Annotated in this window: 11 protein-coding genes; 6 read left to right on the top strand and 5 right to left on the bottom strand. The window is 69.8% G+C overall.

Going from position 1 to position 12,209, the window contains the following annotated elements; translation table 11 throughout:
* Positions 1-49 precede the first annotated feature (49 nt).
* Complete coding sequence (locus NR798_RS40275; protein ID WP_375767891.1) at positions 50-637, top strand: Uma2 family endonuclease; 588 nt, start codon at positions 50-52, stop codon at positions 635-637.
* Positions 638-665: 28 nt separating this feature from the next.
* Here NR798_RS40275 and serA read toward each other — a convergent pair whose 3' ends face one another.
* From serA to NR798_RS40260, 3 genes are all read right to left on the bottom strand, one after another.
* Positions 666-1,916: a phosphoglycerate dehydrogenase gene (gene serA / locus NR798_RS40270; RefSeq protein ID WP_375767890.1), complete on the bottom strand. Its 1,251-nt coding sequence runs from the start codon at positions 1,914-1,916 to the stop codon at positions 666-668.
* A gap of 116 nt (positions 1,917-2,032) precedes the next feature.
* On the bottom strand, positions 2,033-3,724 hold the full coding sequence (locus NR798_RS40265; RefSeq protein ID WP_375767889.1) for a trypsin-like serine peptidase: 1,692 nt from the start codon (positions 3,722-3,724) through the stop codon (positions 2,033-2,035).
* Between the two features lie 124 nt (positions 3,725-3,848).
* Positions 3,849-4,226, bottom strand: coding sequence for an STAS/SEC14 domain-containing protein (locus NR798_RS40260; RefSeq protein ID WP_375767888.1), 378 nt, complete (start codon positions 4,224-4,226; stop codon positions 3,849-3,851).
* A 136-nt stretch (positions 4,227-4,362) separates the two neighbouring features.
* On the opposite strand from NR798_RS40260, the gene NR798_RS40255 reads away from it, so the two are divergent.
* The 3 genes from NR798_RS40255 to NR798_RS40245 all read left to right on the top strand — a co-directional run bounded on the left by NR798_RS40255 (position 4,363) and on the right by NR798_RS40245 (position 5,910).
* Positions 4,363-4,668 carry a hypothetical protein gene (locus NR798_RS40255; protein WP_375767887.1) on the top strand — a complete coding sequence of 102 codons (306 nt, stop codon included), beginning with the start codon at positions 4,363-4,365 and terminating at the stop codon, positions 4,666-4,668.
* Between the two features lie 190 nt (positions 4,669-4,858).
* Positions 4,859-5,251: a hypothetical protein gene (locus NR798_RS40250; RefSeq protein WP_375767886.1), complete on the top strand. Its 393-nt coding sequence runs from the start codon at positions 4,859-4,861 to the stop codon at positions 5,249-5,251.
* Positions 5,252-5,283: 32 nt separating this feature from the next.
* Positions 5,284-5,910 carry a hypothetical protein gene (locus tag NR798_RS40245; protein WP_375767885.1) on the top strand — a complete coding sequence of 209 codons (627 nt, stop codon included), beginning with the start codon at positions 5,284-5,286 and terminating at the stop codon, positions 5,908-5,910.
* A gap of 48 nt (positions 5,911-5,958) precedes the next feature.
* On the opposite strand, the gene NR798_RS40240 is transcribed toward NR798_RS40245, so the two are convergent.
* Positions 5,959-7,887 carry a prolyl oligopeptidase family serine peptidase gene (locus NR798_RS40240; protein ID WP_375767884.1) on the bottom strand — a complete coding sequence of 643 codons (1,929 nt, stop codon included), beginning with the start codon at positions 7,885-7,887 and terminating at the stop codon, positions 5,959-5,961.
* A gap of 313 nt (positions 7,888-8,200) precedes the next feature.
* Here NR798_RS40240 and NR798_RS40235 point away from each other — a divergent pair, with 313 nt between their 5' ends.
* Complete coding sequence (locus NR798_RS40235; protein ID WP_375767883.1) at positions 8,201-8,770, top strand: pilus assembly protein PilB; 570 nt, start codon at positions 8,201-8,203, stop codon at positions 8,768-8,770.
* Positions 8,771-8,856: 86 nt separating this feature from the next.
* Here NR798_RS40235 and NR798_RS40230 read toward each other — a convergent pair whose 3' ends face one another.
* Positions 8,857-11,007: a LysM peptidoglycan-binding domain-containing protein gene (locus NR798_RS40230; protein WP_375767882.1), complete on the bottom strand. Its 2,151-nt coding sequence runs from the start codon at positions 11,005-11,007 to the stop codon at positions 8,857-8,859.
* Positions 11,008-11,264: 257 nt separating this feature from the next.
* Between NR798_RS40230 and NR798_RS40225 the strand changes: the two genes are divergently transcribed.
* Positions 11,265-12,209: a class I SAM-dependent methyltransferase gene (locus tag NR798_RS40225; RefSeq protein ID WP_375767881.1), complete on the top strand. Its 945-nt coding sequence runs from the start codon at positions 11,265-11,267 to the stop codon at positions 12,207-12,209.

The following is a 12,209-nucleotide window of genomic DNA, read 5'->3' as shown; positions in this document are numbered from 1 at the left end:
TGGATCGACGAACTGGACTGACTCGACGGATTGGAGAGGACGCGCTGGGATGACGGAGGAGAAGCAGCCCCCTCATCGTGAGGCCACCTACGAGGATCTCATCGCCCTGCCCACACACGTGGTAGGCGAGATTCTCGACGGGGAGCTCGTTGCGTCACCCCGGCCCGCGAGCCCTCATTCGGCCGCCAGCCTTGCGCTTGGCGCGGAACTCGTTGGTCCCTTCCAGCGAGGCAGGGGCGGTCCGGGCGGCTGGTGGTTCTTCACCGAGCCGGAGCTGCACTTCGGCAAGAACGTGCTGGTGCCGGACCTGGCGGGCTGGCGGCACTCGCGCATGCCCGTGCGCTCCGATGTCCCCCACTTCACCCTCGCTCCGGACTGGGTCTGCGAGGTGCTCTCTCCCTCGACGGCCCGCATCGACCGCACCGTGAAGAAGCGCATCTACGCCCGGCAGGGGGTGGAGTTCGTCTGGCTCGTGGACCCGGTGCTGCGCATCCTGGAAGTCCTCCAGCGCCACGAGGGACGATGGCTGGAGCGGGGCTCCTGGAGCGGCAACGCCCGCGTCCGCGCCGAGCCCTTCGAGGCCCTAGAGCTGGAGCTCGAGGCTCTCTGGTTCTCCGAGTCGCCCGAGCCCGGTTGAAGCACCGGGCCCTCGGGCCCCTCCGGACTCAGGACACGATGCGCGTCTTGATGTCCGTCGTCAGGCCGGCGATGGCGTGGCACACCGGGTCGGCCACGTCCTGGTCCAGGTCCATCACCAGGTAGCCGATGTTCGCGTCCGTGCTCAGCACCTGCGCGTGGATGTTGGCGTTGAGGTCCGAGACGATCTTGTTGATGTCGCGGAGCACGCCCGGCGTGTTGCGGTGCACGTTGAGGATGCGGTGCGTGTTGGCGATCAGCGGCGTCTCCACCTGCGGGAAGTTCACCGCCCCCGTGGTGGCCCCGGCCCTCACGAACTTGATGAGCGAGGTGGCCACCTCCTTGCCGATGGACGCCTGCGCCTCCTCCGTGGAGCCGCCGATGTGCGGGGTGAGGATGACGTTGGGCAGCCCCTGCAGCTCGGTGACGAAGCCGTCGCTGTTCGTCTCCGGCTCCGTCGGGTAGACGTCCACCGCCGCGCCGCCCAGGTGGCCCGAGCGCAGGGCGCTCGCCAGCGCGGGGATGTCCACCACCGTGCCGCGGCTCGCGTTGATGAGGCAGCTGCCCTTGCGCATCCGCGCCAGCTCGGCCGGGCCAATCATCCACTCGGTGGACGGCAGGGCCGGCACGTGCAGCGTCACGAAGTCCGAGCTCTCCAGCAGCTCGCCCAGCGAGGCCGTGGGCCGCGAGTTGCCCAGCGGCAGCTTCGTCATGACGTCATAGAAGACCACGCGCATGCCCATGGACTCGGCCAGCACGCCCACCTGCGTGCCGATGTGCCCGTAGCCCACGATGCCCAGCGTCTTGCCGCGCACCTCGTGGCTGCCCGTGGCCACCTTGCGCCACTGGCCCAGGTGCACCTCGCGGTTGCGGTCCCCCAGCTGGCGCGTGAGCATGACGATCTCCGCGATGACCAGCTCCGCCACGCTGCGCGTGTTGCTGAAGGGCGCGTTGAAGACGGGCACGCCGTGGAGGTTGGCCGACTTCAGGTCCACCTGGTTGGTGCCGATGCAGAAGGCCCCCACCGCCAGCAGGTTGGGCGCCTTGGCGAGCGCCGGCTCCCACACGTTCGTCTTGCTGCGGATGCCCAGCAGGTGCACGCCCTGAATCTTCTCCTCCAGCTCCTCGGGCTTGAGCGCGCCCTTGAGCCGCTCCACCGCGAAGCCCTCCGCCGCGAGCATCTCCTCGGCGGACGCGTGGATGTTCTCCAGCAGGAGGACCTTCAGGGGACCTTCGATGGACACCGGCGTGGAGGGCGACGGGAACTTGGGCGTGCTCATATGGAGCACTGCGTTAGATCCCGCTCCCCGGGCTGTCAAGCCTCTGCTACGCCCACCCGGGGGCCGCCCGCCACGAAGGCGAGCGGCCCGGGACGGCCTGACATCCGCCGTGTGACCTACTGGATGGTGTAGGCCACCGTTCCGCTGCAGCTGTTGCTGGAGTAGCAGCCGGCGCGGATCTGATACGTGCCACCGGCGCCCGCGGGCACGGTGTACGTGAGGTACGACAGGGTGCCGCAGCTGTCGTCGTTGGAGGCCACCTGCGGGCCCGAGGTGCCCACGCCGTACAGGCGCAGGTAGGTGTCCCCGGTGCCGGAGGCGCCCGTCACCGTGCAGGTGCCGAGCTTGATGACCTGGCCGGCCGCGAGCGTCACGTCCTTGTTGACGGTGTTCTGCTGGGCGCTGTTGGTGTTGCTGGCGCTGAAGGCGAACGAGCCGCTGCTACCCCCACCGCCCGGGGTGCCCGGCGTCACCTTCCACACCACGGTGCCGCCGCAGCTGCCGCTGGAGTAGCAGCCGCCGCGGATGGTGAAGGAGCCGGCGGCCGGCACGGTGTACTTGAAGTAGGAGCCGCGGCCGCCGCAGGAGTCGTCATTGGAGGCCACCTCGGTGCCGGCGCCGTTGTTGAAGCGCAGGAAGGAGTCCCCGTCGACGGTGGCGCCCTCCACGCCGCAGGTGCCCACCTCGACCACGTCGCCCGCGGCGAACGTGAGCGTCTTGTTGACGGTGTTCTGCTGGGCGCTGTTGGTGTTGGTGGCGGTGTAGGCGTACGAGTTGGCCGGGGGCGGAGGAGGCGGGGGCGGAGGCGGCAGGCCGGCGCACAGCCGCGTGCTGCCATTGTTGGTCGCGGTGCAGAAGGCGGCGACGGCCGGGTAGACGTAGGTGATGTCCTCGCCGCGGCAGCCCGTCTCGCTGCACACGTTCACCACGCGGCAGCTCCCGCTGGTGACGTAGTCCGTCTCGCCGCGCACCAGGATGCCGGCCACCGTGTAGCCGCTCGTCTCGTACACGCCCGAGCCCGAGTTGCCGCCGAAGGTGTCCGTGGTGGCCACGAAGTAGTCCAGGGTGCTCGAGCGCGCGTCGCGCACCGTGCCGCCCGAGTCGATCTTGAACGGGATCCCGCTGCCGGAGCCGATGACGGCCACGTTCTGCCCCACCATCAGGGCGGTGTTCGCCATGCGCACCGGCGCCGGGGTGAAGCGCGGCGTGGCCGGGCGGTCCAGCCGCAGCACGGCGTAGTCCAGGTTCTGCCCGTTCACCACGGCCTGCTGGCGCGCGACGATGGAGGTGCAGCTGAAGATGTCCGCCGTGGTGACCGGCTGCAGCGTGCCGGCCGCGGGGCGGTAGTAGTTGAAGACGAAGCGCGTGTTGGTGCAGTCCGTGGCGCTGGTGACGCAGTGGCCCGCGGTGAGCACCAGGTCGTCGTCGATGAGCGTGCCCGAGCAGAAGGCGCCCGTCGGATCATCCCGGAAGCGCTCGGTGGTGCACAGGTTGTAGGCGGCGCCCAGCGTCGAGCCGGGGAAGGTGACGTTGTTGGGGTTGGTCGCGTTGAAGTCCGCGGGGTTCATCAGCGCCACCGTGGCCTGCTGCGCGCGCAGGCGCAGCGTGGCGTCCGCGTGCGCGTAGACGTCCTGCCGGTTGTCGGTGCCGTAGACGACCTCGCTCCGCTTCTCGCCGAGATCCGTGAACTGCTCGCCCTTGGTCTCCTCCAGCTCGTCCACCGGCTTGCAGCCGGCCGCGAGCGTGAGGGTGCACAGCAGCGCGCCCACGAGGGGACGTGCGGCCAGCCCGAACCTGGGATGTCGCATGGGGATTTGCTCCTGTCTTCGTCTGGGGGTGGAAAAAACAAGCTAGACCGGGAAGTCCAGCCACCCCATGATGCCCCAATAAAACCGTTTCAGGGCGAACGTTTGACGGAGCGTGAGGCGGGGGCTACTCGTCGTCGGGGTTGCGCAGCCAGGCGAGGGCGGCGTCGCGCGTCTCGAAGGTGCGCGTGGGGATGGTGAGCATGGCCTGCTTCGTCATGCGCCAGGCCTGAAGGCCGGAGGCGGCATCGCTCACCACGCGCGCCGAGCGCTTCATCCCGTGCAGCTGCGCGAAGGCGTTGAGGCTGGCCATGGTGGCCACCATCTCCGGCGGCATCACGCGCAGCTGCCCCTGGTCCACCAGCGCGCTCCAGGGGCCGCCCATGCGGGCAATCGTCTCGCGGATGCGCTTGAGGTAGTCCGTCACATCCTCCGCGGTGGGTTGCGGGGGGTAGACGACGTCGATGATTCGGTCTGCCTCGTAGACGTTGATCTGAAAGGGCATGCGCGCCGCACTCTAGCCTCAGAGCGGCCCAGGTCGAAAACCCCTGTCAGCTCTCTTCGTGGCCCGCGTCCCTGGAGCTGGGCCGGAACCGGTGCGCCAGGGGCGTGGCGGTGGCCGAGGCCAGAGAGGGGGAGTCATGAACACGAAGCTGTATGTGCTGGGCGCGGTGCTGGGGACGGTGCCGATGGCGTGCTCCCCGTGGACCCCCGCCGGGCCGAAGCGGGAGGAGCGGGGCGGGGCGTCGCGGCGGACGGAGCGGTTCATCGGCAACGAGGCCGGGGCCCCGCCGTCCCCGCAGGTGGCGCCGGGCCTGGAGCCCGGCGTGCCGGCGCACCCGTGCGAGCTCATCACGGTGATGCAGGTGCCGTGTGACCCCGCCGCGGCCACGTGCGAGTACACCTACTGGCAGTGCCCCGAGAGCGTGAAGCCCCTCAGGGCGTAAGGCGTCCAGGGGGGAGCCTCCAGGGCCCGGTGGCCTGCCTGGCCTACTCCCGGATGGCCGAGCCTCCGGGCCTCGGGGCGTCGCACTTCTTGGCGCCGCCCTTCCGGGGTCCCTAGCTTCGCTCAGGCGCCGGGCCTGGCTCGTGCCAGGCCCGGGGCCTGTGCCCGGAGGTCCTGAGATGAGGACGCGCGTGAAGATACTGGGAGCGGTCATGCTGGCGGCGGTGCTGGGCGGCGTGGGGTGTGCGGGACCGAAGGAGGCGGCGCGGGATGTCGAGGCCGCGGTGCCCGGCCTCTCGCAGAAGCAGGAGGGCGTGGTGACGGACGTGGACAAGGACGCCCACCGCATCGCCTTGAAGACCGTGGACAAGCCGGCCGGGCAGGAGGTGTGGTTCGCGCTCACCCCGGACACGAAGCTGGAGCGCGACGGGCAACTGGTCACCTGGGATGACATCCACGAGGGGACGCCGGTGCGCGTCAGCTTCGAGCCGGCCGCGGGCGCCGAGAAGACGTACAAGGTGGAGCTCCTCACGGGCCAGAAGGCCGATGAGGTGAAGCAGAAGGCCGAGCTCCTGGGCGACTAGTGCCTGGCCTGGATGCCCGAGGGGGAGCGGGAATGAGACGGATGGGCTGGGTGCTCCTCGCGCTGTGCGTGGGGAGCACCCCGGCGCGGGCGGCGCTGTGGTCCAACCTGCGCGAGCTGTCGGTGAGCGCGGGGGCCGGCGTGGAGGGCTACACCCTGGACCTGGCGTCGCGCATCGAGCCGGGGGTCACGTACGGGGTGGCGGTGGGCATCCTGCCCCCTCCGTTGCTGGGCCTGCTGGACGTGGGGCTGGAGGCCGGCTTCTCGGGCGCGGTGAATGGGCTCGACACGCGCCATCCGCGGGCCTCGGCGGACGGCGTGGAGCTGGTGCGCCATGGCGTCTACGCGGCGGCCACCGTGGGCCTCCTGCACTCGCGGGTGCGGCCCTACGTGATGGGCGGCCTGGGCCTCAGCGTCTACAACATCCGCGGTGCCGTGTGGGGCTTCGGGGATGAGCTCGTGGGCAACCTCCCGCTCGGGGCGGGCATGCGCGCGTCCTACCGGGGCCTCACCGCCGACGCGCGCCTCAACTACACCATCCTCTTCGATCAGCGCTACGCCACCGGGGCGCCCGTGTCCAACGTGGGCGAGCCCCCGGCCCTCACCATCGGGAGGGCGGGCCGCTACTCCGGCACGCTGAATCTCGGCGTGGCGTGGTGACGGCCCGGCCCGCCGGCCCGGGAGCGGCCGGTGGGGGGCTGGGAGACTTCAGTTCACCGGAGCCGGGCCCGCGGCCTTCAGGTGCTTCTCCAGGAAGCCGAGCATCCGCGAGTAGGCCTCCACCTCGTTCTTGCGCTTGGTGAAGCCGTGGCCCTCGTCCGGGAAGATGACGTACTCCACGGGGACGCCGTTCTTCTTCACCGCCTCGACGATCTCATCCGACTCGGGCTGGATGACGCGCGGGTCATTGGCGCCCTGGAGGACGAGCAGGGGCTTGGAGATCTTCTCCGCGTGGAAGAGGGGCGAAATGTCGCGCAGCAGCTGCTCCTGCTTCGCCGGATCTCCGAGCTCCTTGTAGAGGGCCTCGCGCTGGCTCTCCCACCAGGGCGGGATGCTCTTGAGCGTGCGCAGCCAGTTGGACACGCCGAAGATGTCGATGCCCACCTTGAAGGCGTCCGGGTGGAAGGCGAGCGCGGCCAGCGTCATGTAGCCGCCGTAGCTGCCACCGGCGATGCCGATGCGCTCGGCGTCCACGTAGGGCAGGCTGGCCAGGTACTTCTTCGCCTCGATGCAGTCGAGCAGCGGCTCGCGGCCGTGCTTCTGGTCATCCGCGGTGTAGAAGCTCTTGCCGTAGCCGGAGCTGCCGCGGTGGTTGATGCCCAGCACCACGTAGCCGTGGTTGACGAGGTACTGGAGCACCGGCGAGTAGCCCTTTCGCGTCTGTCCACCGGGGCCGCCGTGCACCCAGACGATGGCGGGGGCCTTGGCGCTGGCGGTGGCCTGGTGCGGCTTGTAGATGATGTTGGGAATCTCCATCCCGTCGAAGGACTTGAAGCGCACCACCTCGGCGTCGACCAGGTCCTCCGTCTGGATGTCCCGGCTCATCGTGTCGGTGAGGCGGGTGATCTTCTTCGTGCCGAAGTCGTAGAGGTGGAGGTTGGACGGGGAGCGGTCGCCGTTGTGGTAGAAGGCCATCCGCTTCTCGCTGTCGGAGATGCTCACCGAGGTGATGTCTCCCGCGGGCAGCTGCGGCAGCGCCAGGGGCTTGCCGGCCTTCACGTCGTGCACGCGGATGACGGTGCGGCCGTCCTCGTTGATGGCGGTGACGCGGTAGCCGCCCTTGCGCGAGAAGGAGGTGTACATCACGTCCCAGTCGGCGCGCTCCACGTCCTCCACCTTGCCGGTGGCCAGCTCGTAGCGGGCCACGCGCTTGAACTCGGAGCCCTGGTCCGTGAGGAAGTAGAGGGCGGTGGAGCCCGGGTCGAAGGTGCTCGCGGAGAAGTACACGTCCCCCTGGTGAGGGGTGATGTGCTTCAGCTCCTTCGTCTCCACGTTGTAGAGGTGGATGTCCGTGTCGTAGTTGGTGCGGGGCTTGTTGAAGGCCAGCCACCTGCCGTCGAGCGAGACGTCCGCGAAGTTGAAGCCCTGATCGTTCTGGTAGACGAGCGTGCGCGCGTACGTCTTCGCGTCGTAGCGGTAGACGTCGAAGAAGCGCGCGTCGCGCTCGTTGGTGAGGGCGTAGAAGGCCGAGTCGTCCTGGTTGAAGGTGACGAAGAAGGCCTTGAGCTTCTCGCCGGGCGTGAGGTCCCGATCCTTGCCGTCCGGGGTGCGCACGTAGAGGTGGTTGTGCTCGTTACCGCCCTGGTCGCGCGTGAAGAGGATGCGCTCGTCCTTGGGGAAGAAGCCGACCGAGTACGTGGAGTCCGTCTTGGACTGCGTGAGCGCCTTCGCCTTCCCGCCGGTGAGCGGCAGGGTATAGGCGTTGAAGATGCCGCTCTCGTTGGAGGAGAAGAGGATGCGCTTCTCGTCCGGCGAGAAGGAGGCGCCCGAGAGCTTCGTCGTCGCCATGAACTGCTCGACGGAGTACTGCTTCGAGGGCCGGGAGGGGGCCGGTGCCGCCTTCGGCGCCGCGAGCGCGAGGGTGGGCACGAGCGCGGCCGCCGCCAGCACTCGGAGGAGGGTGGACCTGGGCTGCATGGATTCTCCGCGTTGAAGAGGAATCGCCCGGAGCGAGCGAGGCGCCCGGGGCGGGTCACCTTTGCACGGTGACGGACACTCTACGAGAAGCCGTCCCGGTGATTTCCCTCCGTGCCCTCCCTGAATTTCTTCCCGCATTCCGGCATGGCCCCGCGGGACGGGGTGGCCAACCCCCTGGAATCCATGAGGAGGGGGATGGCACGCCATGCGCAATGGAGAGGCTCCGGGTTGGGGTCGGGGTGGGTTGGGGGGTTGGGGCCGGGAGCGCTCGGGCGGGCCGGGGTGGTGGGGGGGTCGGGGGGCGCCCGAGCGCGTGCAGTCGTCGGGGGCGTGTGGCGTGGGGGTGGTCGTGGGCGTGCGGCGGATGCGGCTGGGCGAGCTGTGGGTGGCGAGCGGGCTGTTGGCGTCGGCGCAGGTGGAGACGGCGCTCGCCTTCCAGGCGCGGTGGCGGTGCAGGTTGGGGGAGGCTGCGGTGCGGATGGGACTGCTCGGGCCGGAGCAGCTGCTCATCTCGTTGTCCCGGCAGCTCCAGGTGCCCTTCATCCGCCGCGAGGGACTGGAGCGCGTACCGGAAGGCATGGTGCGCTGCGTGCCATCGCGGGTGCTCGAGCGCCTGCGGATGTGCCCGCTGCGGGTGGAGTGGCGGGATGAGGTGCGGGGCACCGTCTTCGTCGCCACCAGCGAGCCGGGCAACCTGAGCCTGCTCGATGACATGGCCTTCGCCACTGGCTGCGCGGTGCGCCCGGTGCTCGCGCTCGCCGACGACATCGAGCACCTGCTGCGGCGCCTGGGCATCCTCGCCACGCGCGCCCGTTCCATCGAGCTCAATCCCGAGGACGCGCACGTGCGGCTGCGCATCACCCGGGACTACTTCACGCTCTAGGACTTCGGGGGCGAGGGCGAGGTTCCCACCCGCGAGCTGCGTGGGGAAAGCGGATGACGACGGCGAGGATTCCGAGGACGGAACCGCTACGCGCCGAGCACCTGGAGGGCGCGGGCGTAGTAGGCGTCGCGGCTGGCCTTGCCGTTGTAGCCGCCGTTCACCCGGTAGGTGATGGCGTCGAAGTTGCCCGCGTCCGCGTAGCTGTTGAGGTTGCGGTTGTTCCAGTACCAGGCGGCGGTGCGGAAGCCCACGTCGGGGTCGGCGGCGCGCGTCGGGTTGTTCTCCAGGTCGATGCCCAGGGCCCGGCCGGCGGCGCGGTAGTTGGCGCGGCCGGTGAGCTGGATGGGGCCACGGCCCTTGAAGCGCACGCCGTCACCCGGCTGCGTGTTGCCCAGGTCCGCACGCCCCTCGTAGGCGGCGCCGGAGGCGATCTCCTCCATGTAACGGAACTCGCCACTCTCGTGCGCGAGCTGCGCCAGGAAGGCGGCCTGCCGCCGCGGAGTGTTGATGCCGGCCTCGGCCATGGCGGCGTTGAGGTGCGGCAGCATCTCGTTGGCGCGGGCCTCGGACAGGTGGGGCATGATGGCGCGCAACTGCTGCACGTTCATGCTGCCCGCCGTGCCCGGCTCGCTCGGGCCCGTCACCGGCCCGGGCCCGCTCACGGGGCCACTCGGCGGGGGAGCCGAGCCGCCGGGAATGGTGAGCTGCTGGCCCACCTGGATGAGGTTGGGGTTGGAGATGCCGTTGGCCTGCGCGATGGCGCCCACGGTGGTGCCGTAGCGCGAGGCGATGCCGCTGAGCGTGTCACCCGGCTGCACCGTGTAGCGCTGGGGGGCCGGCGCCGGAGCGGGGGCCGGGGCGCTGGGGCCCGAGGCGCCCGGAATGGTGAGCTGCTGGCCCACCTGGATGAAGTTGGGGTTGGAGATGCCGTTGGCCTGGGCGATGGCGCCCACGGTGGTGCCGTAGCGCGAGGCGATGCCGCTGAGCGTGTCGCCCGGCTGCACCGTGTAGCGCTGGGCGGCGGGAGCCGGAGCCGGGGCGCTGGGGGCCGAGGCGCCCGGGATGGTGAGCCGCTGGCCCACCTGGATGAAGTCGGGATTGGAGATGCCGTTGGCCTGGGCGATGGCACCCACGGTGGTGCCGTGGCGGGAGGCGATGCCACTGAGGGTGTCACCCGGCTGAACCGTATAGCTCTGGGAAGCCGCGGCTGGAGCTGGAGCGCTGGCTCCCGAGGCGCCCGGAATGGTGAGCTGCTGGCCCACCTGGATGAAGTCGGGGTTGGAGATGCCGTTGGCCTGGGCGAGGGCACCCACGGTGGTGCCGTGGCGGGAGGCGATGCCACTGAGCGTGTCGCCCGGCTGCACCGTGTAGCTCCGCGCCGCGGCCAGCTCGGCAGCCGCCGGGGGGGTAGGCGCCGGAGCGCTGGGGGCCGGAGCGGAGGGCTGGCTGGACACGCCGCGATCGTTGACGAAGTACTTCACCGGCGCGTTGCCGAAGGAGTCTCGCACATGCCCGTTGTTGAAGTTGCTCGCACCGGCCTGGGCGATGGCGGGGCCGCGATCCGTCACCTCTCCCGGGCGCACCACGGCGATGTGGCCGATGCCTCCCGGGTTGTTCCAGCTCGCCACTGCGGGGTGGCCCTGGTTGGCCAGCTGCTGCGCCTCCGCGGCGCTCACCTCGTGCCAGCCGAAGCGCTGTCCCTGCGTCTCCAGCCAGCGGTGTCCGCCGTTGGCGTCCAGCTCCCGGGCACCCGGTGCGCCCACTCCCGCGGGGTTGCCGGCGCCATCCACCCAGTGCGGAATCTCCGCGCCCATGGCGCGCGTCACGTCCCAGGCGAAGATGTTGCAGTACGTGTTGCCGCCGCGCGGCTGGTAGCGCGGATTGGTGTCCACGGCGAACTGATTGATGACGTCGTTGTAGGCGGACGCGTTGCGGTTGGACGTGTCGCCGCGCACCGGCGCATCCACCGGAATCCACGCGTTGGTGTTCGTGGTGCCCGAGGCCGCGCGTCCCCCCGAGGGAGCGTTCACCTCGAAGCTGTCCGAGGAGGTAGCGGGGTTGGCGGCCGCCGGGCGGCGCGGTGCGTCGAAGCCGTCGGGGACGACCAGGGTCTGACCCGCGGTGATGCGGTTCGGGTCGCGGATGTTGTTGGCCTGCGCCAGCGCGTCGACCGAGGTGTTGTACTTCCGGGCCAACGCGCTGAGCGTGTCGCCCGGCCGGATGGTGTGCACGGCCATGATGGAAAACCCCGTGGATGTAGAACGTTCTGGGTGATTGTCGCACGAAAGGCGTGGCGGGTTGCGTCCACCCTCTCATTTTGGATCACCCGCCCTCCTGCCCTCCAGACCAGCGCTGGGCCGGTGGCCTTCTCCAAGGGAAGGGAGTGGAAGGTCTCTTCGTTTTGGTGGCGATGGAAGGACCTCCCTCCTCTTCGAGCGATGCTGCTTCTCCTGGTCATGCCCCAACCCCGCGGAACAAATTGGCCTCGCCTGTGATGGAGTGGGTCGATTGGAGTGATGCGTTCGTCCGGGCCACGTCGTGGTTGGATGACATCCACGCGCAAATCACCCAGGGCGGCGATGTGCAGTCCGGCATGGAGTCCCTGCACCGGGGACTGCGGACGTTACGCCGCAAGTGGGACCGGGAGGAGTGGCGCCGCTTCTGCCTGGAAGCCGTGCGCACACACCCCCTGCGCCAGGTCATCCACCAGTGTCCCTTCACCCGTCACGCCTTCGAGCGTCCACGCGGGTACGCGGGGGATGCCGAGTTGATCGACTATCTCTACAACGATCACGCGCACGTGGACGGCCTGGAGTACCAGGCCCGGGAAATCTACCGCTACATGCACGATCAGCCGAGCGCGCGCAGCGTGCGCGAGCGGCGCGAGCTGCTGGCCCGGGAGATCGACACCACCGCCGAGCGTGTGCACCTGCCGCGCATCCTCTCGGTGGCGTGCGGACACCTGCGCGAGGCGGAGCTGTCCACCGCCGTGCGCGACCACCGGCTCGGTGAGCTGATCGCCTTCGATCAGGATCCGCTCTGCCTGGCGGAGATCGCCCGGGTGTTCCCCACCGGCCCGGTGCGGACGGTGTGCGGCTCGGTGCGCTCCATGCTCCTGGGGAAGACGTCCTTCCGGGACATGGACTTCGTCTACTCGGCGGGCCTGTACGACTACCTCGCCGAGGGCACCGCCGCCCGGCTCACCCGGCTGCTCTTCCACATGCTGCGCTCGGGCGGGAAGCTGCTGGTGGCCAACTTCGCCGTCTTCCCCCCCGAGTCCGGGTACATGGAGGCCTTCATGGACTGGTGGCTCGTCTACCGCGACGAGGGCCAGATGAGGGCCCTGACGGCGGAGATCGATCCCTCGGAGCTGGCCGAGGTGAAGCTGTTCCGCGACAGCGTGGACAACGTCATCTACCTGTCGCTCACCCGCCGCTAG

The organism is Archangium gephyra, assembly GCF_042230915.1.
GTDB classification, from domain to species: domain Bacteria; phylum Myxococcota; class Myxococcia; order Myxococcales; family Myxococcaceae; genus Archangium; species Archangium gephyra_B.
This window is presented reverse-complemented; position numbering and strand designations above follow the sequence as displayed.

What these genes read in the sequence shown, in the direction of transcription:
- NR798_RS40230 (WP_375767882.1), bottom strand. Translation starts at nt 11,007, where the DNA reads ATGGCCGTGCACACCATCCGGCCGGGCGACACGCTCAGCGCGTTGGCC.
- NR798_RS40255 (WP_375767887.1), top strand. Translation starts at nt 4,363, where the DNA reads ATGAACACGAAGCTGTATGTGCTGGGCGCGGTGCTGGGGACGGTGCCG.
- NR798_RS40225 (WP_375767881.1), top strand. Translation starts at nt 11,265, where the DNA reads ATGGAGTGGGTCGATTGGAGTGATGCGTTCGTCCGGGCCACGTCGTGG.
- serA (WP_375767890.1), bottom strand. Translation starts at nt 1,916, where the DNA reads ATGAGCACGCCCAAGTTCCCGTCGCCCTCCACGCCGGTGTCCATCGAA.
- NR798_RS40245 (WP_375767885.1), top strand. Translation starts at nt 5,284, where the DNA reads ATGAGACGGATGGGCTGGGTGCTCCTCGCGCTGTGCGTGGGGAGCACC.
- NR798_RS40240 (WP_375767884.1), bottom strand. Translation starts at nt 7,887, where the DNA reads ATGCAGCCCAGGTCCACCCTCCTCCGAGTGCTGGCGGCGGCCGCGCTC.
- NR798_RS40275 (WP_375767891.1), top strand. Translation starts at nt 50, where the DNA reads ATGACGGAGGAGAAGCAGCCCCCTCATCGTGAGGCCACCTACGAGGAT.
- NR798_RS40265 (WP_375767889.1), bottom strand. Translation starts at nt 3,724, where the DNA reads ATGCGACATCCCAGGTTCGGGCTGGCCGCACGTCCCCTCGTGGGCGCG.
- NR798_RS40260 (WP_375767888.1), bottom strand. Translation starts at nt 4,226, where the DNA reads ATGCCCTTTCAGATCAACGTCTACGAGGCAGACCGAATCATCGACGTC.